Raw genomic sequence first — 22004 nt, 5'->3', positions numbered from 1 at the left:
TAGGCTGTGCTCATCAGCCAGACGCAGCAGGGGGCAACCGCCATGACGACAGGTCGGCCAGGGCTGGGGGCACCTCCCAGCCCCCGGACCGGGGGACGGACCGTGCCACCGAACGCGGCCTACGCCGGTCAGGTCGTGCACTTCCCGGACCCGGTGCGCGCCGCCCGGCACCCCCAGGGTGTCTGGGTCGACGACGACGGCTATCCGGACTTCTCCGCGTTCGCGAGGGCGGCGGCGGAGATCGCGGAGCCGCCCGAGGGCTTCGGCGTGGACGAGCTCCGGCTGACCGACTACGTGTCGGCCAACGCCGCGATGCACGCCGCGGGGCACGAGCTGTGGGGCAGCCTGCCGCCCGTCGCGACCCCGCACGGCTGGACCTGGCACCACGTCGCGGGCACCCGGCGGCTGGAGCTGATCCCCGTCGAGGTCAAGGCCCTGCTGCGGCACCACGGCGGCCTCGCCGTCTCGACCGCCGACCACTCCAAGCGCGGCACGCGCCCGCTCCAGGAGACCCGCCCGGTGCACTTCGGGCTGCCCAAGGCGACGCCCCACCACAGCGGTGTGGCGATCACCGAGCAGCAGGTCCTGGACGTCGAGGAGGAGCTGGGCTACCGGCTCCCCGGCGCCTACCGCACGTTCCTGAAGGCGGCCGGCGGCTGCGCCCCGGCCGGGGTCGCGCTCGACCCGGACCTGGGACTGCTGCTGGACCAGCCGTTCTTCACGGTGCGTGACGAGGCCGCGGTCAACGACCTCGTGTACGTCAACAAATGTCTGCGCGACCACTTCACCAAGGACTACCTGGCCATCGGGTACGTCCAGGGCGGGGTGCTCGCGGTCAAGGTCAAGGGCGACGGCACCGGTTCGGTCTGGTTCTGCGCCTACGACGACGCGCGGGACGGCGACCACTGGTCGTCCCCGCAGGAGCGGGTCGCGGAGCTGCTGCTGCCGTGCGGTGACTCGCTCGACGCGTTCCTGCTGCGGCTGGCGGGAAATCCGCCGGAGCTGGAGACAGTGGCGAACCTGATGGTGGACGGTGGCTTCGCCAGTGCCGTCCCGGTGGAGGGGTGAAGCAGGGAATGGTCACTTTCGCGCAGGCGCAGGAGCGCGCCGAGCGGTGGATCAACGGTGACGTCCCGGCGTACCAGGCCCGCGAGGTGCGGGTGCGGGAGTTCGACCTGGGCTTCGTCGCCTGGTCCGAGCCCCGCGAGGACGGTCCGTCGAGCGATGACGGACAGGTGCGGCTGGTCATCGCGCGGGACAGCGGAGAGGCCACGCTGTGGCCGGGTCTGCCGGTCGGCGAGGTCATCCGCCGCTACGAGGAGGAGTACGGCGCGGTGCCCAACGACGCCCCGCCGACACCGCCCCAGCGGCTCGATCTGGAGGCGACGTCCTTCCTGATCAGCCCACCGCAGTGGCTGCAGGACGCGGCGGACAAGATGGGCATCCCGGACCGTCGCCCCGGCGCGGCTCCGGCCGCGGCCGGAGCCCCCGACGCACCGGTCGTGCCGGCCCCCGCGCCGGTGCCGTCCCCGGCGTCCGCCGAGATCTCCTCCGGCGCCTGGTCCGGCCGTACCACCAGCGCCGGGGACGACTCCGTCTCCGTCCCCATTCCCGCCACGGTGTTCGCCCCGCCGATCTCCGACTCCGACGAGGCGCACACCCCGCCGCCGATGGCCGGCGCCGAGGCCAAGACCGAACTGATGCCGCAGGGCAGCTCGCTGCCCGCGACGATCATCGCCCCGCCGGAAGGCGCCGCCGGCTTCCCGATCGCACCCGCGACGCCCGGCGCCGGCGGGCCCGGCCGGCCCCCGGGCCCCGGCTATGCCGGTCCCGGTCTGCCGCCGCCGTCAGGCCCCGGAGTGGCGCTGCCGCCGCCCGCGGGTCTCGCGACCCCGGGCGGACCCGGCGGCCCCGGTACGTCCGGGAGCGCGGCCGCGGACATCGCCGACGCGGAGACCGCGAAGGCGGTGCGCGGCAGCGTGCCGTCCGCGGGACCCGTACGGCGCAGCCCGGACGCACCGCCGCCGCCCAGCGCGCCGCACGCGCCCGGAACTCCGGGTACGCCCGGCGCTCCGGGCGGCGGGGGATACCTGCCGACGCAGCTGGTGCCGGCGCGCGGCCCGAACGACCCCGGCCCGGCCGCTCCCGGAGCGCCCGGTGCCCCCGGAACTCCGGGCAGCCCGCCGTCGTCCGGCGGTGTGAACTACGCGGCGACGATGCTGGCCGGTCCCGGCGTCGGTGGCCCGGGTGCTTCGGGTGGTCCCGGCGGTCCGCCGCCGCCTCCCGGGGTGATCGGTGGTGGCCGTGGCGCTCCGCCTCCCGCTCCGCCCGCTCAGGGCTCCTCCGGCGGCGTCAACTACGCGGCGACGATGCTCGCGGGTCCTGGCGTCGGTGGTCCGGGTGCTCCCGGTGCTCCCGGCGGTCCTGGTGGTCCGCCGCCTCCCGGGGTGATCGGTGGTGCGGGCCCTGGTGGTCCGCCGCCTCCGCCCGGTGTGCCCGGCGGTGGCCGCGGCGCTCCGCCGGCTCCGCCCGGCCCCGGCGGGCCCGGTGGCGGTGCCCACTACGCCGCGACGATGCTCGCCGGCCCGAACCCCGGTGGCCCCGGTGGCCCCGGCATGCCGCCACCGCCGCCCGGCGCCGCGGCCCCGCCGCCCCCCGGCGGTTACGGGTACCCGCAGCCGCCGGCCGGTGTGCCGACGGTCGGCCCCGGCTACATGGCCGTCCTCAGCTACCGCGCGCACGACGGTTCGCAGCAGCAGCTCATCCGGCGCTCGGCGCCGGGCACTCCGCACCCGGAGTGGCAGATCCTGCACGAGCTGCGCGCGCTCAACGTGCCGCCGCAGCAGGTGCTGGAGCTGCACACGGAGCTGGAGGCGTGCGATCTGCCGGGCGGCTACTGCGCCCGGATGATCCGCGAGACCTGGCCCCAGGTGCGGATCAGCCACACCGCCCCGTACGGCCGCGAGCACGCCTCGCGCCAGCAGGGCGTCCAGCATCTGCTGACGCACCAGGGCGAGCTGCACCAGGTCGCGTCGGCGCCGGCACGGCCGCAGCCGCAGCGGGTGCCGATGCCGGACCCGAACCAGGTCCAGCGGGTACCGCCGATTCCGCTCGAGGGGATCGGCCACGAGCTGGCGCAGGCGTTCGGGCCGCAGGGCCTGTTCCGGTTCGACCAGCGTGCGGTCTCCCGCCAGGGCGTGCCGGACATCGTCGCGCAGACCCTGATGTGGGCCGGGCTGCCGGTCGACTTCGGGCCGTTCTTCTGGGCGCAGGCCCAGCCGGGCCGCCCGGTGCCGACGCTCGCCGAACTGGCGCAGGAGCGCGGGGTGCAGCCGGCCTCGGACGCGGGCTCGTACCTGGTCATGGGCAATGACTTCGGGCGCCAGCTGTGCGTGCAGTACGGGACCGCGCACATCGTCGCCGTGCCGCTCGAAGCGGGTCCCGGCGGGCAGCCGGTGCCGCCGCAGTTCGTGAACTCCAGCCTGCCGGAGTTCGCCCGCTGCCTCGCCCTGCTCGGGCGGATGTGGCGGCTGCGGATCGGGCTCACGCCCGACCAGGCCGGCCGCTGGACGGTCGACTTCCAGGCGCAGCTCGCGGCGCAGGACCCGGCCGCGATCGCCTCACCGGACAACTGGTGGGCCGTACTGATCGAGCAGATGTGGGACGGCCTGCTCTGACGCTCCCCGCTGTGTCCTGATCCCCGGGCGGCCCGGGTCCGGATTATCCGGACCCGGGCCGCCGCGCTATGTACGGGCGATGGGTTGGGTAGGGGTACGTCGGAGTGTCGCGGTATACACAATTCGGACATATCGACAAAAATGGATTACAGAGTACGGTTCGGAAGGACGGCGAGGGGCAGCGCATGAGCAGCACGGCAACACCTCACGGCTTCGACACCGTTCGCGGGCGCGGCTACCGGGTGGAACAGGTCGAACGCTTCCTCGAGGAACTGTCCGAGGACCGCGACGCGGCCTGGGAGCGGGCCGCCCGGCTCACTGTTCTCGCGAACGAGATGGACACCGAGGCCAAGGCGCTGCGGGAATCCGTCGACGCGCTCGGACCGGCGAGTTACGAGACGCTGAGCGCGAGCGCGCAGGAACTGCTGCGCCTCGTCCAGGAAGAGGCCGCGGCGGTCAGGGAGCGCGCCGAGAACGAGATCCAGTACGCCAGGGACGCCGCGGAGACCGCCCGCCGCGCCCTCCAGAACGAGGCCAGGGCCGCCGCCGCCGAGCGGCGCGCCGTCGCGGAGGACCAGGCCGGCCGGGTGCTCGACCTGGCCCGCGGCCGCGCCGGCGAGATCCTCACGGAAGCGCAGGCCGAGGCCGGTCCGGTCCGCAGCGAGGCCGAACAGGCCCTGGAGGCCACCCGGCAGGACACCACGCGCACCCTCACCGATCTCGACAAGGAACAGCGCGAGCGGCTGGACGCCTTCGAGCACGAGATGGCCGAGCGCGAGGCCGGCGTCGACAGCCGGATCGGCGAGCTGACCGGCTACGCGGAGCGCCGCTTCGAGGACGCCAGGACGGCGCGCGCGGAGGCCGAGGAGTTCGCGCGGCACGGGCAGGAGGACGCCGAGGCCCGTGCGGCCGCCCTGCTCGCGGAGGCCCGGATGCGGGAGGAGCGCATCCGGCGGGAGAGCGAGCGGGAACTGCGCGAGCACGAGGAGCGCGGCGAGGAGATCCGCGCCCACCTCGCCCACGTCCGCAGCAGCCTCGCGGCCCTCACCGGCCGACCGCTGCCCGACGATCCCTCGGTCCCGGAACCGGGCCCGGCCCCGGAATAGGCCCTGTCCTGCCGAACGGACGGGTGGTCAGTCCCCGTCCGTCAGGACGGGGAAGCGGCGCGGGGCGACGAACAGCAGCACCAGCACGGCCGCCCCGGCCGCCGCCGCGGCGCCCACGTAGACGTGGTCGACCGCGGCCGCCACCGCCCGGCGCACCGGCTCGGCCGCCCCGCCCGGCGGCGTCAGCGAAGCCGGCGCCGCGCCCAGCCTGGCGACCAGCGTGTGGTTGGCGACGGCGCCGAAGACCGCCGCGCCCACGCTCTGGCCGACCTGGCGGCAGAAGAGCACCGACGAGGTCGTCGTGGCCCGCTCCGCCCACCCCACCGTGGACTGCACACCGACGATCAGCGGCAGTTGGAAGAGCCCGAGCGCGCCGCCGAGCAGCAGCATCATGAGCGCGGGCTGCCAGGCCGGCCCGCCGTACGGCAGCAGCGGGAACGCGGCGAGGATCGCGGTGGCGCAGCTCATGCCGATGACGGCGCTGTTGCGGAAGCCGATCCGCAGATAGACGCGGCTGCTCAGGGCGGCCGACAGCGGCCAGCTCAGCGTCATCACGGACAGCACGAACCCGGCGGCGACCGGCCCCAGCCCCAGGACCGTCTGGGCGTACGTCGGCAGGAAGACCGTCGGCGCGATCATGAGCACCCCGAGCGCGCCGAGCGCCAGGTTCACCGAGACGATGACCCGCCGCCGCCAGACCCAGCCCGGGATGATCGGCTCGGCGGCGCGCCGTTCGATCACCACCGTGCCGGCGGTGCAGACGGCGCTGGCGGCGAACAGCGTGAGGGACTGCCAGGACAGCCAGTCCCACGCGATGCCGCCCTGGACGAGGGCGAGGAGCAGCAGCCCGCCGGCGAGGAACAGCGCGACCGCGCCCGGCCAGTCGATGCGGTGCCGGGTGCGGGTGATGTTCTCGTGCAGGTGGCGGAGGATGAGGACGAGGGCGGCCGCGCCGACCGGCAGGTTGATCAGGAAGATCCAGCGCCAGTCGCCGTACCCGGCGAGGAAGCCGCCGGCCAGCGGTCCCGCGATGGCGGAGACCGCCCACACGGTGGAGAGCGCCGCCTGTATGCGGCCGCGTTCCTTCAGCCCGTACAGATCGGCGGCCACGGTCTGCACGGTGCCCTGGATCGCGCCGCCGCCCAGCCCCTGGACGATCCGGAAGGCGATCAGGCTCGCCATGTTCCAGGCGCCCGCGCACAGCAGTGAGCCGAGCAGGAAGAGCGCGATGCCCGCCAGCAGCACCGGCTTGCGGCCGAAGGTGTCGGCGAGCTTGCCGTACACCGGCAACGTCACCGTCACGGCCAGCAGATAGCCGGAGAAGAGCCAGGAGAACACCGACAGGCCGCCGAGGTCCCCGACGATCTGCGGGACGGCCGTCGAGATGATCGTCGAGTCCATCGCGGCGAGCGCCATGGCGAGCATCAGCGCGGCCACGATCCGGCCGCGCCGGGGTGGGCGCGCGGGCTCCGCCGCGGCCGATGACCGGACCGTACGTTCCACAGGACCGCTCACGGCGGCTCCCTCCCCTGGCGTGCACCGCAGTGTGTGTACACCGCACCATTCCATGCGGGACCAGGGTCGCGACAGCCCGTTCCGGAGGCATCGCCGCAGGTGGAAGAAGGTTCTTGCACCTCACGTGGGGTGAGGGCAGATCATCGACCCCGAGGCCGCGGACGGTTGGATGTCGGCGACCCTTAGGGGAAAGTACTCACTTCCGCCTACTCGATGTTCGTACTGGCGGAGGACGTTCGGGGGGCCTGGTGCTCCTTAGGGTCATCAGTGGGACGTGGTGGGGCTAACCCCACCGGCAAGAGGGAGACCTGCCCCATCGCCGCGACCCCAGGCCGACCAGCACTCTGATAACGCGGGACAGGGACCACCAGGTTCCGCTGGAGCCCGACGAATCACACGAGATTTCAGGAGATAGCAGTGACAACGGCTGTAACGATTCCCAAGTCCGGGGGCAGCGGAGAGCGTTCGGCTGTTGCCGCCCGTGCACGTCAGGTCACCAAGTCGTACGGCACCACCGAGGACACGCGCGTGGTCGCGCTGGACGCGGTGGACGTGGACATCGCCCGCAGCGGCTTCACCGCGATCATGGGCCCGTCCGGTTCCGGCAAGTCGACCCTGATGCACTGCCTGGCGGGTCTGGACTCGGTCACCAGCGGACAGATCTGGGTCGGTGACACCGAGATCACCAAGCTGAAGGACAAGAAGCTCACCCAGCTCCGCCGGGACCAGATCGGCTTCATCTTCCAGGCGTTCAACCTGCTCCCGACGCTCAACGCGCTGGAGAACATCACCCTGCCGATGGACATCGCGGGCCGTAAGCCCGACCGCGAGTGGCTGGACCGCGTCATCGAGACCGTCGGTCTGGCCGGGCGTCTCAAGCACCGCCCGAACCAGCTCTCCGGTGGCCAGCAGCAGCGTGTCGCGGTCGCCCGCGCCCTCGCCGCCCGCCCCGAGATCATCTTCGGTGACGAGCCGACCGGAAACCTGGACTCGCGCGCCGGCGCCGAGGTGCTGGGCTTCCTGCGCCGCTCGGTCGACGAGCTCGGCCAGACGATCGTCATCGTGACCCACGACCCGGTCGCCGCCTCCTACGCGGACCGCGTCATCTACCTGGCCGACGGCCGCATCGTCGACGACATGGCGAACCCGACGGCCGACTCCGTTCTCGAGCGCATGAAGTCCTTCGACGCCCGTGGGAGGGTGTCGTGACCGTCTTCAAGACATCGATGCGCAACTTTGTCGCGCACAAGGGCCGGATGGTGCTCAGCGCCGTCGCCGTGCTCCTTTCGGTGGCGTTCGTCTGCGGCACGCTCGTCTTCACCGACACCATGACCGCGACCTTCGACAAGCTCTTCGCCTCCACGGCGTCGGACGTCTCGGTCAGCGCCAAGAAGGTCGACGACGCCCAGGAGACCGGCAAGCCGGAGACCGTTCCGGCCGCGCTGCTGGCGAAGCTGCAGCAGACCCCCGGGGTGCAGAAGGTCGACCTCCAGGTCACCAGCGAGAAGATCACCGTCGCCAACAGCAAGAACGAGAACATCGGCCCGACCTCCGGTGCTCCCACCCTTGCCACCAACTGGGACGACGGCGAGAAGAAGTCGGTCGAGGTCACCTCCGGCCACCTGCCGCGCGGCCCGACCGAGGCGATGATCGACGCCGACACCGCCGACAAGAAGGACCTGAAGATCGGCGACACGCTCCGTGTCATCGCCGCTCCCGGTGACTTCACCACCCGGATCGTCGGCATCGCCACCTTCAAGACCACCAACCCCGGTGCGGCGATCGTCTACCTCGACACCGCCACCGCGCAGTCCAAACTGCTCGGCGACACCGACTCCTACAGCGGCTTCGGCCTCACCGCCAAGACCGGCGTGACCGACGAGCAGCTGAAGAAGGACGTCACCACCGCCGTCGGTACCGGCTACAAGATCCAGACCGCCGCCGAGTCCAAGGCCGAGGCCAAGAACGACATCGGTTCGTTCCTGAACCCGATGAAGTACGCGATGCTCGGCTTCGCCTTCGTCTCCGTGCTCGTCGGCATCTTCCTCATCGTCAACACCTTCTCGATGCTGGTCGCCCAGCGCACCCGCGAGATCGGCCTGATGCGGGCCATCGGCTCCAGCCGCAAGCAGGTCAACCAGTCCGTGCTCTTCGAGGCACTGCTGCTCGGCGTGGTCGGCTCGGTCCTCGGCATCGGCGGTGGCATCGGTCTCGCCGTCCTGCTCATGAAGCTCATGGGCAAGCTCGGCATGCACCTCAACACCTCCGAGCTGACGATCAAGGTGGCCACCCCGATCATCGGGCTGTCGATCGGCGTCATCGTCACCATGCTGGCCGCCCTGCTGCCGGCCTGGCGGGCCGGCAAGATCTCCCCGATGGCCGCCATGCGGGACGCGGGCACCCCCGCCGACGGCAAGGCCGGCAAGATCCGCGCCTCCATCGGCGTCGTGCTGACCCTCGCCGGCGCCGCCGCCCTGGTCGCGGCAGGACAGGCCGCCAAGGCGTCCGAAGGCTCCTCGTTCCTGGGCCTCGGCGTGCTGCTCACCCTGATCGGCTTCGTCATCGTCGGCCCGCTGCTCGCCGGGGTCATCGTCCGCGCCCTCAGCGCCGGAACACTCCGGTTCTTCGGCCCGGTCGGCCGGCTCGCGGAGCGCAACGCGCTGCGCAACCCGCGCCGTACGGGTGCCACCGCCTCGGCCCTGATGATCGGGCTCGCCCTGGTCGCCGGGCTGTCCGTGGTCGGCTCCTCGATGGTGGCCTCGGCCACCGACCAGCTCGACAAGTCGGTCGGCGCGGACTTCATCCTGCAGACCGACAACCAGCAGCCGATCAGTCCCGCGCTCGCCAAGGCCATCCACTCGGCCGGCCACCTGGCGCACGTCACCGACTACGCCGGTGTCAACGCCAAGGTGACCACCCCCGACGGCCAGTCCTCCACCAAGGAGCTGACGGCGGCCAGCCCCAGCTACGCGGACGACCTGCGGGTCGAGACCGTCCAGGGCAAGCTCGGCGACGCCTACAACGACAACGCGATGTCGGTCGGCGAGGGCTACGCCAAGGACCACGGCATCAAGGTCGGCAGCGAGCTGACGGTCGCCTTCATCGGCGGTGAGACCGCGAAGCTCAAGGTCAACGTCATCACGTCCGACGACACGACCATCGACCACGGCGCGATGTACATGAACATCGCCACGGCGAAGCAGTACCTGCCGGCCGGCAAGTTCCCGCTCAACGAGATCATGTTCGCCAAGGCCACCGACGGCCAGGCGAAGGAGGCGGCCGCGTCCCTCAAGGAAGCGGTCAAGGACTACCCGCAGCTCAAGGTCCGGGATCAGTCCGACTTCAAGGAGCTCATCAAGAGCCAGGTCAACCAGCTGCTCTACATGATCTACGGGCTGCTCGGCCTCGCGATCATCGTCGCCATCCTCGGTGTCGTGAACACGCTGGCCCTGTCGGTCGTCGAGCGGACCCGTGAGATCGGCCTGATGCGCGCCATCGGAATGTCCCGGCGCCAGCTGCGCCGGATGGTCCGGCTGGAGTCCGTGGTCATCGCCCTCTTCGGCGCCCTCGTCGGCCTCGGCCTGGGCATGGGCTGGGGCATCTCGGCCCAGCAGCTGCTGGCCTCGGTGGGACTCGGCGTCCTGGAGATCCCGTGGGGGACGATCATCTTCGTCTTCATCGGATCGGCCTTCGTCGGTCTCGTGGCCGCGCTGGTCCCCGCCTTCCGGGCGGGCCGGATGAACGTGCTCAACGCCATCGCCACCGACTAGGCAGTCTCCCCACTGCCTACCAGGCGGCCCCGGAACGCAACCCCCCGCGTTCCGGGGCCGCCGTTTGTCGTCGTTCGTGATGAGCGGGCGGCGAGTGTCAGTGGGGAGTCGTACGCTTGATGAACCCCGGCCCGTTTGACGTGTCGGGTCGTTCGCGTTGTCCAGCCCTGGGACGGAAACCCCTTCATGAGTCTGAACGGTCTGCTCGACGTCGTCGTGAACGATCCGGCCCTCGCCGAAGCGGTCAAGGCCGGTACCGACGGCAATCGCCCGTACGTCGACCTGGTGGGCCCGGCCGCCGCCCGGCCGCTGGTACTGGCGACCCTGGCCGCCCGCACCGGCCGTACGGTCCTGGCGGTGACGGCCACCGGCCGGGAGTGCGAGGACCTGGTGGCGGCGCTGCGCTCGCTGCTGCCGCCGGACTCCGTCGTGGAGTACCCGGCGTGGGAGACGCTGCCGCACGAGCGGCTGTCGCCGCGCTCCGACACCGTCGGCCGGCGGCTCGCCGTGCTGCGCAGGCTGGCGCACCCGCGGGCCGACGACCCGACGGCCGGTCCGGTGAAGATCGTCGTCGCGCCGATCCGTTCCGTGCTGCAGCCGCAGGTCAAGGGGCTGGGCGAGCTGGAGCCGGTGTCGCTGCGCAGCGGGCAGAGCGCGGATCTCGGCGAGGTCGTGGACGGCCTGGCGGCCGCCGCGTACGCCCGGGTGGAGCTGGTGGAGAAGCGCGGCGAGTTCGCGGTGCGCGGCGGGATCCTCGATGTCTTCCCGCCGACCGAGGAGCACCCGCTGCGGGTGGAGTTCTGGGGCGACGACGTCGAGGAGATCCGGTACTTCAAGGTCGCCGACCAGCGGTCGCTGGAGATCGCCGAACACGGCCTGTGGGCGCCGCCGTGCCGGGAGCTGCTGCTCACCGACGAGGTGCGGGCGCGCGCGGCCGAGCTGGCGATCCAGCACCCCGAGCTGAACGAACTGCTCGACAAGATCGCCGAGGGCATCGCCGTCGAGGGCATGGAATCGCTGGCTCCGGTCCTGGTGGACGACATGGAGCTGCTGCTGGACGTGCTGCCGGCCGGCAGCATGACGGTCGTCTGCGACCCGGAGCGGGTCAGGACCCGCGCCTCCGACCTGGTCGCCACGTCGCAGGAGTTCCTGGAGGCGTCCTGGGCGGCCTCCGCCGGTGGCGGGGTGGCGCCGGTCGACCTGGGCGCGGCCTCGCTGTGGTCGATCGCCGACGTACGCGACCACGCCCGGCAGCTGGGCACGCCCTGGTGGTCGATCAGCCAGTTCGCCGCTGGCGAGGGTAAGCACAGCGCCGCGGAGGGCACGGACACCGACGAGGACACCCTGCAGCTGGGCATGCGCGCGCCCGAGCTGTACCGGGGGGACACCGCCCGCGCGCTCGCCGACACCAAGGGCTGGCTGGCCGACGGCTGGCGCACGGTCTACGTCACCGAGGGCCACGGCCCGGCCGCCCGCATCGTCGAGGTGCTGGGCGGCGAGGGCATCGCCGCCCGCCTGGACATGGACCTGGCCGATCTGGAGCCGTCCGTCGTCCATGTCTCGACCGGTTCGATCGAGCACGGCTTCATCGACGCGGCGCTCAAGCTGGCGGTGCTCACCGAGTCCGACCTCACCGGGCAGAAGTCCTCCACCAAGGACATGGGGCGGATGCCGTCGCGGCGCCGCAAGACCATCGACCCGCTGACCCTGCAGCCCGGCGACTACATCGTGCACGAGCAGCACGGCGTGGGCCGCTACGTCGAGATGGTGCAGCGCACCGTCCAGGGCGCCACCCGCGAGTACCTGCTGGTCGAATACGCGCCCGCGAAGAAGGGGCAGCCCGGCGACCGGCTCTTCGTGCCGACCGACCAGCTGGAGCAGATCACCAAGTACGTCGGCGGCGAGGCCCCGACGCTGCACCGGCTCGGCGGCGCCGACTGGACGAAGACCAAGGCGCGCGCGAAGAAGGCGGTCAAGGAGATCGCCGCCGACCTCATCAAGCTCTACTCGGCGCGGATGGCGGCCCCCGGCTACACCTTCGGGCCCGACACCCCCTGGCAGCGCGAGCTGGAGGACGCCTTCCCGTACGTGGAGACGCCCGACCAGCTGACCACCATCGCCGAGGTCAAGGAGGACATGGAGAAGTCGGTCCCGATGGACCGGCTGATCTGCGGCGACGTCGGCTACGGCAAGACCGAGATCGCGGTCCGCGCCGCCTTCAAGGCGGTCCAGGACAGCAAGCAGGTCGCGGTGCTGGTCCCCACCACGCTGCTGGTGCAGCAGCACTTCACGACCTTCTCCGAGCGGTACGCCCAGTTCCCCGTGACGGTGAAGGCACTGTCGCGCTTCCAGTCCGACAGCGAGGCCAAGGCCGTCCTGGAGGGGCTGCGGGACGGCACGGTCGACGTCGTCATCGGCACCCACCGGCTCTTCTCGTCCGAGACCAAGTTCAAGGACCTGGGCCTGGTCATCGTCGACGAGGAGCAGCGGTTCGGCGTCGAGCACAAGGAGCAGCTGAAGAAGCTGCGGGCCAACGTGGACGTGCTGACGATGTCCGCCACCCCCATTCCCCGCACCCTGGAGATGGCGGTCACCGGCATCCGCGAGATGTCGACGATCACCACCCCGCCGGAGGAGCGGCACCCGGTGCTGACCTTCGTCGGACCGTACGAGGAGAAGCAGATCGGCGCCGCGGTCCGGCGTGAACTGCTGCGCGAGGGCCAGGTCTTCTACATCCACAACCGGGTCGAGTCGATCGACCGGGCGGCGGCGCGGCTGCGCGAGATCGTGCCGGAGGCGCGGATCGCCACCGCGCACGGGCAGATGGGCGAGAGTGCGCTGGAGCAGGTCGTCGTCGACTTCTGGGAGAAGCGCTTCGACGTGCTGGTCTCCACGACGATCGTGGAGTCCGGCATCGACATCTCCAACGCGAACACCCTCATCGTGGAACGCGGCGACAACTTCGGTCTCTCGCAGCTGCACCAGCTGCGCGGCCGCGTCGGCCGGTCGCGCGAGCGCGGCTACGCCTACTTCCTCTACCCGCCGGAGAAGCCGCTCACCGAGACCGCGCACGAGCGGCTGGCGACCATCGCGCAGCACACCGAGATGGGCGCGGGCATGTACGTCGCGATGAAGGACCTGGAGATCCGCGGCGCGGGCAACCTGCTCGGCGGCGAGCAGTCCGGGCACATCGCGGGCGTCGGCTTCGACCTCTACATCCGGATGGTCGGCGAGGCGGTCGCGGACTACCGCTCGGCCCTGGAGGACGGCGGCGAGCCCGACGAGACGCTGCTCGACGTCAAGATCGAACTGCCGGTGGACGCGCATGTCCCGCACGACTACGCGCCGGGGGAGCGGCTGCGCCTGCAGGCATACCGCGCCATCGCCGCCGCCAACAGCCACGAGGACATCACCGCGGTCCGCGAGGAGCTGACCGACCGGTACGGCAAGCTGCCGGAGCCGGTGGAGAACCTGCTGCTGGTGGCCGGGCTGCGGCTGCTCGCCCGCAAGGTCGGGGTCAGCGACATCACCCTGGCGGGCAGCAACGTCCGGTTCGGCCCGGTCGAGCTGCGCGAGTCGCAGGAACTGCGGCTCAACCGGCTCTACCCGCGCACGGTCATGAAGAACGCGGCCCGTCAGGTCCTCGTACCGCGCCCGACCACCGCCAAGATCGGCGGAACGCCGGTCATCGGACGGGAACTCCTGCTCTGGACGTCGGAGTTCCTGACCACGATTCTCGACAACTGAGACCTGACCGACGGGTATCCGAGGGGTCACCGACACACAACCGGCGCCGCCGCGCCGTGAGTCATGTGGCGTTCAGATCGCCGTCATGTGGCCCTTGCGCGGCGGCCGCGCGGGGGTCGTGTATCGCGGGCAGCATTTCCGTGTATCCCACGGAAAGTGAATCCATGCGCCTGTCCGTTGTCGTTCCCTGTTACAACGAGGAATCCGGTGTAGAGCTTTTCGACGCGAAGATCCGGGAGACTCTCGACCTCCTCCCCGTCGAATACGAGCTCTGCTACGTGGACGACGGCAGCTCGGACGCAACGCTGGAACGCCTGCGGGGCCTGGCCGAGAAGCATGTGGGCAGCACCCGGTACGTCTCGTTCAGCCGGAACTTCGGCAAGGAGGCCGGCATGCTCGCGGGGCTCCGTGAGGCCACCGGCGACGCCGTCGTGCTGATGGACGCCGACCTGCAGCACCCGCCGGAGCTGATCGTGCGGATGCTGGAGCTGTTCAGCCGCGGCCACGACCAGGTGATAGCGCGCCGCACCAGGGAGGGCGACAAGTTCGTCCGCAGCACGGTGAGCCGGCTGTACTACCGGATGGTCAACAAGTGGGTCGACGTCGAACTGACCGACGGGGTCGGCGACTTCCGGCTGCTCTCCCGCCGCGCCGTCGACGCGCTGCTGTCGATGCCGGAGTACAACCGCTTCTCCAAGGGGCTGTTCTCCTGGATCGGCTTCGACACCGTCACCTTCGACTACCGCAACGCCGCCCGCGCCGCGGGCGAGACCAAGTGGCGGTTCGGGGCGTTGCTCAACTACGGGATCGACGGCCTGATCTCCTTCAACAACCGTCCGCTGCGGATGGGCATCCACCTCGGCCTCGCGCTGGCGGGCCTGGCCGGGCTGTACGCCGCCTGGGTCACGGTGGCCGCGGTGGTCGGCGGGGTGACCGCGCCCGGCTATGTGACACTGATCGTCGCCATCGTCGGGCTCGGCGGGCTGCAGATGATGATGCTGGGGCTGATGGGCGAGTACATCGGCCGTATCTACTACGAGTCCAAGCGGCGGCCGCACTTCCTCGTGAAGGAGACCAACGTGCCGCCCTCCACCTTCGGTGGCCCGGACAGCGCACCCGCCACCGGTGCGGCTCTGCTGACGGAGCGGCCGGCGCCCGCTTCGGAGGGCCGGCGCTGATGCCCGTACGTCTCCTCCAGGTGGTGCGCTTCGGCCTGGTGGGTGTGGTGAACACCGGCACCTTCTACGGCTGCTATCTGCTCCTGCACCGCTGGATGCCCTACTACCCGGCGTATGTCGTGGCGTTCGTGCTGAGCATGATCGGCTCGTTCTTCCTCAACACGTACTTCACCTACCGGACCCGCCCGACGTGGCGGAAGTTCCTGTTCTTCCCGCTGACCAACCTGACGAACTTCACCGTCACCTCGGTCGGCATGTACGTCCTGGTGGAGTGGTGCGGGGTGGGGGAGAAGCCCGCCCCGCTGATCGCGGCGGCCGCCGCGATCCCCGTGACGTTCCTGCTCTCCCGGCGGATCCTGCTGACCCGCGAGCAGCCGGCCCCCGTCCAGGAGCCGGCCCTCACCCCGGCTACCCGCGACGCAGGATGACGTAGCCCTCGCTGTTGGCGATCTCGGTGTAGGCCGCCGACGGATGGAGCTGGTGGGCGTACTCGACCGGGTCGGGGACCCAGCCGTCCCCGTTGTCGATCGCGATGTAGTCGGGCACCACGTTCTTGGCCCCGCCGATCCAGTAGACGGTGCAGCGGTTGACGAGCCTGCTGATCGGTCCGACGTTGGCCTCGACGCTCGCACCGTCCGGGATCTGCCGCAGCAGCTTCTCGACGGCCTTGACGTGCGCGCCGGGATGGTACGTGGCGGTGTGCGTGAGATCCGCCAGCGGGAGGGTGGTGCTCAGCGCCAGGGCCGCGGCCGCCGCGGCGGCCGGCAACTGCGAGGCGTAGGAGCGCAGCCAGCCCCGCGGGCTGTTGCGCGACTCGTTGACGGCGTCGACGAGGGCGAGGAAGACGACGGGCATCAGCACGGCGCTGTAGTGCCAGTCCAGGCCCCAGTAGTGGTCGTCGTGGGAGATGAAGCGCCAGCCGATGGTGGGCAGGGCGGCGATCAGCAGCGGGGAGCGCAGCGCGAGCAGCCCGCTGGTCGGCAGCAGGATCCACAACAGGGTGCGCAGCGCGGTGTCCGGCGGAATGGTGCCGGCGACGGGCGCGCCGCTGCCGCCGAGCTTGTTCCAGTAGTCGTAGCCGCCGCTGTTGTTGAAGGCGGGGATGAGGACGCCGAAGGCGATGGCGGCGAAGGCGAGACCGAAGCCGATGAGCCAGATCGCGTACGACGCGGTCCGCGGATCCTCGCGCCGGGTCCGCAACAGCACGACGACACCGATGGCGGCGACGGTCGCCCCCATGTCCTCCTTGACGAGGATCAGCGGCAGCGCCCACCACATGGCGGTCTTCCACCGCTTGCGCAGCACGGCCTCCAGGGAGAAGGCGAGCATCGGCATGGCGAAGGCGATCTCGTGGAAGTCGAACTCGACGGCCCGCTGCACCCCCCACGACAGGCCGTAGGCGACACCGACGGCCAGCCCGCGGCCGCGGCCGAGGAAGTGCGCACCGACCCGGGTGACCGGGACGACGGAGAGCGCGAAGAGGGCGGCCTGCACCACGAGGAGGGTGACCGGGGAGGGGAAGACCCGGTAGAAGGGGGCGACGAGGGCGGTGATGGGGCTGAAGTGATCGCCGAGGATGTTGGTCCCGGGGCCCTTCAGATCGGCGACCGGCGCCTGGAAGTGCGCGTAGGACTTGATCGCCTGCTCGAAGATCCCGAGGTCCCAGGACATCGTCGCCATCCGCCGGAACCGGCACACCGACAGGGTGGCGTACGCGACGAAGAGCGCGCCGGCCAGCCAGTACGGGTCGAGTTCGGGGCGGAAGAGGCGCTGCACGCGGGTGCCGGCGGCGGCGCTGCTCCCGTGCTGGGCGGGGATGGCCGCGGTAGCCATGTCCATGCTGCGTTCCTTTCGCACGGGAAGACGCGCGGCACCCTCGGCCGGTGCACGCCCGCCACGAAAAGATACGTGAGTGGCGCGGGGGTGTGGTTCGGCCGGCCGTTCTCCGGTCACCGCAACCACTCGTATCGCAGTATGCGTCGCTCTTGGTGACAGTGGCCAGACGGTCGGCCGGCGGTCGGCCTGCGGTGGCGGGGATGCGCGGTGTTCGGACGGGGTGTGGTCCGGTCCGAATTGTTGTGGCATCGCCGGACCGTGCGTCCGCCCCTGCCGATACGCTCGCTCTTCCAGCCGAGACTTTTGTTCAGGAGCAGCCATGAACGGCCCAGGCATCGTGCCGCCCCAGCCGACTGACGGCACTCGGACCGGGCTGCGAGTCCTGTTCGTGCTGCTCGCGGTGCTGTCGTGCGGAATGCTCGCCTGGGCGCCGCTGCTGCGCGTCGCCCTGCTGCGCCGGCGCAACGCCGTGGACTGGGTGCTCTGCGGCGCCAGCTTCGTCCTGACCGTCGTGCTGCTGGCGCTCCTCGGCAACGGGGGCGACAGCGGCGACAGCGGCAACAGCAACAGCCCGCGGGACAACGCGGTGGTCTCCATCCTGGTGATCCAGGCCATCGCGGTGGTGGTGTACTACCTGGTCTCCGACATCCGGCACTTCCGGGCGGTGGACGCGCAGACGGCGTCCCGCGCGTACGGCCAGCAGCAGTTCCCCTACGGCGCCGCGCAGGCGCAGCGCCAGCAGGTGCAGCCGCAGGTGCAGCAGACGCAGCTGCCCACCCCGCGCGCCGACTACAACCCGTACCGCGACACCCCCACCTCCACCCCGGCGCCCACCGCTCCGGTGGCCCCGGACCCGGCCGCGACGCCGACCCCGGGCCCGGCCGGCCCGGCCGCGCCGCGCATCGACCGGGTCCGCGCCGAGCTGGACGAGCTGAGTGACTACCTCCGCAAGGAAGAAGGCCGGTGAACGGCCGGCTCGTCGCGGGGCGGTACGAGCTGGCCACCGTCCTCGGCCAGGGCGGCATGGGCCAGGTCTGGACGGCGTACGACCGCCGCCTGGACCGCCGGGTCGCGGTGAAGCTGCTGCGCCCCGACAAGGTCGCGGGCGGCGAGAACGTCGCCGAGCTGCGCCAGCGCTTCGACCGCGAGTGCCGGGTCACCGCCCAGGTCGACCACCCCGGCCTGGTCACCGTCCATGACGCGGGCACCGACGGCGACGAGCTGTACCTCGTCATGCAGCACGTCGAGGGCCAGGACCTGGCGGACCACCTCGCCGAGCACGACCCCTACCCGTGGCCCGGGGCGGTGGCGGTCGCCGCCCAGTTGTGCGCGGCGCTCTCCGCCGTGCACGCGGTGCCGATCGTGCACCGCGACCTGAAGCCGAGCAATGTGATGGTGCGCCCGGACGGCACCGTCGTCGTGCTCGACCTCGGCGTCGCGTCCGTCATGGACACCGACACCACCCGCCTCACCCACACCGGCACACCGATCGGCAGCCCCGCGTACATGGCGCCGGAGCAGGCGATGGGCGGCGCCGTCGGACCGCGCACCGACCTGTACGCGCTCGGGGTGGTGCTGCACGAACTGCTCAGCGGCAACGTCCCGTTCCACGGCTCCACCGCGCTCGGCGTCCTGCACCGCCATCTCTACGAGGCGCCGGTCGCGCTGCGCCAGCTGCGGGCGGAGGTGCCCGCGGCGCTGGAGTCCCTCGTCCTGCGGCTGCTCGCCAAGGACCCGCAGCACCGGCCCGCCGACGCCCAGCGCGTCTACGGCGAGCTCGCGTCGCTGCTCCCGTCCGCCGGGACCGCGCACGCGCAGCGCCCGCCGGGGCCGATGGATCCCACCCGCCCGTTCCTGCGCCCGCACGCCCCCTGGCCCGACCGGCCCGGCACCGGCCAGGAAGGGGTCCAGGTGCCGGCCATGCCGTCGACGCCGCCCTCCACCACCCTCCCGCCGACGCCGCCGGCGGGCCCGGACATCGCCGCCGCGGTCGACGAGGTCAGACGGCTGCTCGACGCGGGCCGCATCACCCAGGCCGTCGACATCCTCGGCGGCGTGCTGCCCGCCGCCGCCGCGAAGCACGGCGAGCACTCGCCGATCGTGCGGATGCTGCGCAAGCAGTACGCCGCCACGCTCATGGAGGACGGCCAGTTCCGCCGGGCGTTCCCCGAACTGCGCCGGCTGGCGGACGAGTTCGCCACCCAGAGCGGTCCGGCCGACCGCCAGGTCCTGCAGTTCCGCTACGAGGCGGCGCAGTGCCTCGAACAGCTCGGCGAGGCCGGCGCCGCACTCGGCGAATACCGCACGCTCCTGCCGTACTTCGAGCAGTACGCGGCCACCGACCCGGTCGTCCCGCTGGAGATCCGCCGCCGGATCGGCAACCTGCTGCTCTCCGTCGGCGACCGCGCCACCGCCCGCGAGGTGCTCGCCCGGCTCCTCTACGACGCCGACCGCGTGCACGGACCGCACCACCCGTTCTGCGTCGAGTTGCGCCGCACCCTGGCATGGCTGGGCCAAGTGCGGGCATGAGGCGAGCAGATGGGTGGTCCGGCCGGGCCGCTCCGGACGCCGGGCTGTCAACGCCATAAGGTGCGAGCATGGTCAAACGCGGGGCACGGGCACCACACATACTCCTTTGCGGGCTGGCGGTCGCCGGACTGCTCGGCGCGGCGGGCTGCAAGGCCGACACCGCGGGCGGTGCCGGGAACGGCAACGGCAGCGGCAGCGGACCGGGCAAGTCGGCTCCCGGCGGCAGCGCGCTGGCCGCCGTCGACTCCCTGACCGTCAAGGGGCGGGCACCGAAGACCGGTTACACCCGGGAGAAGTTCGGCAAGTCCTGGGTCGACACCGACCACAACGGCTGCGGGACGCGCGACGACATACTGAAGCGCGACCTCACCGCAGAAACGTTCCGCGCGGAGAAGGGCGGCGACTGCGTCGTCACCTCGGGGAAGTTGGACGACCCGTACACCGGGCAGCAGCTCACCTACACCCGGGGCAAGAGCACGATCGACATCGACCACGCGGTCGCGCTCTCCGACGCCTGGCAGAAGGGCGCCGGGCAGTGGACGACCGACAAGCGGGTGCAGTTCGCCAACGACCCGATGAACCTGATCGCCGCCGACGCGTCCGCCAACCGGTCCAAGGGCGACGGGGACACCGCGACATGGCTGCCGCCGAACAAGGGGTACCGGTGCGCGTACGTGGCGCGGCAGGTGGCGGTGAAGAAGAAGTACGGGGTGTGGGTCACGGCGGCCGAGAAGGACGCGATGCGCAAGCAGCTGAACACCTGCCCGAACGAGAAGCTGCCCACCAGCTGACCCCTTCGGGATCGGGCAGACACGGCCCAGTTCGGCGGAGTGCTGGATATCGAAGCCGTCCGCTCCATATCCTCGATCTTCGCAAGGTCGAAGCACCGCCGCTCGATCCCATGCCGGGAGGCACCATGGTCCGCCGACGCACCGCCGTCTCGCTCGCCGCCGCCGCACTCGTGGCGATGACCCCTGTGATCAGCGCGTGCGGCACCCCGCACGCGGGGGCCGCCGCAGTGGTGGAGAACGAGACGATCTCCGTCTCGGACCTCCAGTCGCAGGTCAACGCCGTCCGCACCGCGCAGGAGAAATCGCCGCAGTCAGCCGCTCTCCTCGAGGGAACCAGCAAGCTGTCCCAGATGACGCTGAGCAGGTTGGTGGCGACCCGTGTGCTGGACCGGATCGCCAAGGACGCGGGGATCACGGTCACCCGCTCCGAGACCGAGCAGATGCGGAAGGCACTGGAGAGCCGGTACGGAGGAGCGGACGGGTTTCTGCAGACCTTCGGCGTCGCTCCGTCCGGCGCCGACGCCTTCAGCCGGCTCCAGGTCGAGGCGGCGAAGATCATTGTCGGCCTCCGGCTCGAGCCCGGCAGCGACGGCGGGAACACGGCCCTGTCCCAGCTCATCGCCAAGACCGCCAAGACCATGAAGATCGACGTGAACCCCCGCTACGGCACCTGGGACGCGCGGACGGGCCAGCTGGGCGACACCAAGGAGCCCTGGCTCGTCCCGGTGGCGGAGGCTCCCGTCCAGGGCGCATAGCGCCCTCGGGGCGGCCGGCGGGTCCCGGCCGCCCGGACCGGGGTGCGGGGCGCGCGGTAGGTTCGTGCGGTGGACGACTCGATGACCCCCGCGCCAGGCCGCCTCGTACTGCTCACCACCAGTCACCGGGTGGCGCCCGGTCTGCTGTCGTGGCCCGCGTGGGAACTGCTGCGCGGTGCCGACCAGGTCATCTGCGCGGACCCCGGGCATCCCCAGCTTCCGTATCTGCGGGAGGCGGGCGTGCGCGTCGTGCACGCGGCGCCGACCGGGCGGGAGCTGGTGGACGCGACCGCTGGTGAGCGGACCGTCGTCTATCTGCCGGCCGCCGACAACGACCCCGCGGTCACCGACGAACTGGCCCGCCTCGGCGGGTCGGGGCGGGTGGCGATGCCGGATCTGGAGCTGCTGCCCGGCTCCTACGACCTGCCGGGCGCGCGGCTGCTCGATCTCGTGCAGGTCATGGACCGGATCCGCGCGGAGTGCCCGTGGACCCGCGAGCAGACCCACACGGACCTCGCCAAGTACGGCATCGAGGAGATGTACGAGCTGGTCGAGGCGATCGAGGAGGGCGACCGGGAGTCGCTGCGCGAGGAGCTCGGGGACGTTCTGCTGCAGGTCGTCTTCCACTCCCGGATCGCCGAGGAGGACGCGGAGGAGCCGTTCTCGGTCGACGATGTCGCCGGCACGATCGTCGACAAGTTGATCCACCGGCACCCGCACATCTTCGGGGACGAGGTCGCCGAGACCCCCGAGGCCGTCCAGGCGAACTGGGTCCGGCTCAAGGCCGTGGAGAAGCAGCGCGACTCGGTGACGGACGGGGTGCCCGTCGGGCAGCCGGCGCTCGCGCTGGCCGCGCAGCTCAGCGGCCGGGCCCGGCGGGCCGGGCTGCCGGTGCCGGACGCCGCCGGCGTCGAGGTGCCGTCGGACCGGACGGCGCTCGGCGATCTGCTGCTGGCGCTGGCCTCCGCGGCTACCGCCGCCGGGCTCGACCCGGAATCCGCGCTGCGGGACGCCGCCCGCCGCTACCGCGACACCCTGCGCGCGGCCGAATAGCCGGCCGGAGCGGCAGGGGATGACCGGGCGCGCGGAAACCGGGGCGA

The 22004-nt window shown here is 71.6% G+C and carries 15 protein-coding genes; 13 read left to right on the top strand and 2 right to left on the bottom strand.

From position 1 onward, the window contains the following. The first annotated feature begins 42 nt into the window (after positions 1 to 42). From LNW72_RS17180 to LNW72_RS17170, 3 genes are all read left to right on the top strand, one after another. Positions 43 to 1068 (top strand): SMI1/KNR4 family protein, encoded by a 1026-nt coding sequence (locus LNW72_RS17180; RefSeq protein ID WP_250976228.1) that lies wholly within the window; start codon positions 43 to 45, stop codon positions 1066 to 1068. An 8-nt stretch (positions 1069 to 1076) separates the two neighbouring features. Continuing rightward, positions 1077 to 3677, top strand: a complete 2601-nt coding sequence (locus tag LNW72_RS17175; protein ID WP_250976227.1) for an SUKH-4 family immunity protein — start codon at positions 1077 to 1079, stop codon at positions 3675 to 3677. A gap of 185 nt (positions 3678 to 3862) precedes the next feature. Next, positions 3863 to 4783: a cellulose-binding protein gene (locus LNW72_RS17170; RefSeq protein WP_250976226.1), complete on the top strand. Its 921-nt coding sequence runs from the start codon at positions 3863 to 3865 to the stop codon at positions 4781 to 4783. Between the two features lie 27 nt (positions 4784 to 4810). On the opposite strand, the gene LNW72_RS17165 is transcribed toward LNW72_RS17170, so the two are convergent. Next, positions 4811 to 6352: an MFS transporter gene (locus tag LNW72_RS17165; RefSeq protein WP_374117284.1), complete on the bottom strand. Its 1542-nt coding sequence runs from the start codon at positions 6350 to 6352 to the stop codon at positions 4811 to 4813. Positions 6353 to 6715: 363 nt separating this feature from the next. On the opposite strand from LNW72_RS17165, the gene LNW72_RS17160 reads away from it, so the two are divergent. The 5 genes from LNW72_RS17160 to LNW72_RS17140 all read left to right on the top strand — a co-directional run bounded on the left by LNW72_RS17160 (position 6716) and on the right by LNW72_RS17140 (position 15421). Beyond that, positions 6716 to 7507, top strand: a complete 792-nt coding sequence (locus LNW72_RS17160) for an ABC transporter ATP-binding protein (RefSeq protein WP_138356083.1) — start codon at positions 6716 to 6718, stop codon at positions 7505 to 7507. Then, the gene (locus LNW72_RS17155) at positions 7504 to 10068 is read left to right on the top strand and encodes an FtsX-like permease family protein (protein WP_250976225.1); all 2565 of its coding nucleotides are present in this window, start codon (positions 7504 to 7506) and stop codon (positions 10066 to 10068) included. The genes LNW72_RS17160 and LNW72_RS17155 overlap by 4 nt, the downstream gene beginning before the upstream one ends. A gap of 186 nt (positions 10069 to 10254) precedes the next feature. After that, complete coding sequence (gene mfd, locus LNW72_RS17150) at positions 10255 to 13815, top strand: transcription-repair coupling factor (RefSeq protein ID WP_250976224.1); 3561 nt, start codon at positions 10255 to 10257, stop codon at positions 13813 to 13815. Between the two features lie 164 nt (positions 13816 to 13979). Further along, positions 13980 to 14993 carry a glycosyltransferase family 2 protein gene (locus LNW72_RS17145; protein ID WP_250976223.1) on the top strand — a complete coding sequence of 338 codons (1014 nt, stop codon included), beginning with the start codon at positions 13980 to 13982 and terminating at the stop codon, positions 14991 to 14993. After that, positions 14993 to 15421, top strand: a complete 429-nt coding sequence (locus tag LNW72_RS17140; RefSeq protein ID WP_250976222.1) for a GtrA family protein — start codon at positions 14993 to 14995, stop codon at positions 15419 to 15421. The genes LNW72_RS17145 and LNW72_RS17140 overlap by 1 nt, the downstream gene beginning before the upstream one ends. Here LNW72_RS17140 and LNW72_RS17135 read toward each other — a convergent pair. Next, positions 15402 to 16832 (bottom strand): DUF2079 domain-containing protein, encoded by a 1431-nt coding sequence (locus LNW72_RS17135; protein WP_250976221.1) that lies wholly within the window; start codon positions 16830 to 16832, stop codon positions 15402 to 15404. The two genes, LNW72_RS17140 and LNW72_RS17135, sit on opposite strands and share 20 nt — an antisense overlap. A gap of 316 nt (positions 16833 to 17148) precedes the next feature. Here LNW72_RS17135 and LNW72_RS17130 point away from each other — a divergent pair, with 316 nt between their 5' ends. The 5 genes from LNW72_RS17130 to LNW72_RS17110 all read left to right on the top strand — a co-directional run bounded on the left by LNW72_RS17130 (position 17149) and on the right by LNW72_RS17110 (position 21957). After that, entirely contained in the window at positions 17149 to 17796 is a 648-nt protein-coding gene (locus tag LNW72_RS17130; RefSeq protein ID WP_250976220.1) for a hypothetical protein, read from the top strand. Positions 17797 to 17852: 56 nt separating this feature from the next. Further along, positions 17853 to 19358 carry a serine/threonine-protein kinase gene (locus LNW72_RS17125; RefSeq protein WP_250980191.1) on the top strand — a complete coding sequence of 502 codons (1506 nt, stop codon included), beginning with the start codon at positions 17853 to 17855 and terminating at the stop codon, positions 19356 to 19358. A gap of 68 nt (positions 19359 to 19426) precedes the next feature. Then, positions 19427 to 20149, top strand: coding sequence for an HNH endonuclease family protein (locus LNW72_RS17120; protein ID WP_250976219.1), 723 nt, complete (start codon positions 19427 to 19429; stop codon positions 20147 to 20149). A 125-nt stretch (positions 20150 to 20274) separates the two neighbouring features. Continuing rightward, positions 20275 to 20904 (top strand): SurA N-terminal domain-containing protein, encoded by a 630-nt coding sequence (locus tag LNW72_RS17115; protein ID WP_250976218.1) that lies wholly within the window; start codon positions 20275 to 20277, stop codon positions 20902 to 20904. A gap of 81 nt (positions 20905 to 20985) precedes the next feature. Then, positions 20986 to 21957, top strand: a complete 972-nt coding sequence (locus LNW72_RS17110; protein ID WP_250980190.1) for a nucleoside triphosphate pyrophosphohydrolase — start codon at positions 20986 to 20988, stop codon at positions 21955 to 21957. Positions 21958 to 22004 lie beyond the last annotated feature (47 nt).

Source organism: Streptomyces sp. RKAG293 (genome assembly GCF_023701745.1).
Lineage (GTDB): Bacteria > Actinomycetota > Actinomycetes > Streptomycetales > Streptomycetaceae > Actinacidiphila.
The sequence above is the reverse complement of the archived record's forward strand: the minus strand, read 5'-3'. Positions and strand labels throughout refer to the sequence as shown.

Excerpts from the sequence above, each read along its gene's own strand:
- LNW72_RS17180 (WP_250976228.1), top strand. The coding sequence starts at position 43 with ATGACGACAGGTCGGCCAGGGCTGGGGGCACCTCCCAGCCCCCGGACC.
- LNW72_RS17175 (WP_250976227.1), top strand. The coding sequence starts at position 1,077 with ATGGTCACTTTCGCGCAGGCGCAGGAGCGCGCCGAGCGGTGGATCAAC.
- LNW72_RS17170 (WP_250976226.1), top strand. The coding sequence starts at position 3,863 with ATGAGCAGCACGGCAACACCTCACGGCTTCGACACCGTTCGCGGGCGC.
- LNW72_RS17165 (WP_374117284.1), bottom strand. The coding sequence starts at position 6,352 with ATGGAATGGTGCGGTGTACACACACTGCGGTGCACGCCAGGGGAGGGA.
- mfd (WP_250976224.1), top strand. The coding sequence starts at position 10,255 with ATGAGTCTGAACGGTCTGCTCGACGTCGTCGTGAACGATCCGGCCCTC.
- LNW72_RS17145 (WP_250976223.1), top strand. The coding sequence starts at position 13,980 with ATGCGCCTGTCCGTTGTCGTTCCCTGTTACAACGAGGAATCCGGTGTA.
- LNW72_RS17140 (WP_250976222.1), top strand. The coding sequence starts at position 14,993 with ATGCCCGTACGTCTCCTCCAGGTGGTGCGCTTCGGCCTGGTGGGTGTG.
- LNW72_RS17135 (WP_250976221.1), bottom strand. The coding sequence starts at position 16,832 with ATGGACATGGCTACCGCGGCCATCCCCGCCCAGCACGGGAGCAGCGCC.
- LNW72_RS17130 (WP_250976220.1), top strand. The coding sequence starts at position 17,149 with ATGAACGGCCCAGGCATCGTGCCGCCCCAGCCGACTGACGGCACTCGG.
- LNW72_RS17125 (WP_250980191.1), top strand. The coding sequence starts at position 17,853 with ATGGGCCAGGTCTGGACGGCGTACGACCGCCGCCTGGACCGCCGGGTC.
- LNW72_RS17120 (WP_250976219.1), top strand. The coding sequence starts at position 19,427 with ATGGTCAAACGCGGGGCACGGGCACCACACATACTCCTTTGCGGGCTG.
- LNW72_RS17115 (WP_250976218.1), top strand. The coding sequence starts at position 20,275 with ATGGTCCGCCGACGCACCGCCGTCTCGCTCGCCGCCGCCGCACTCGTG.
- LNW72_RS17110 (WP_250980190.1), top strand. The coding sequence starts at position 20,986 with ATGACCCCCGCGCCAGGCCGCCTCGTACTGCTCACCACCAGTCACCGG.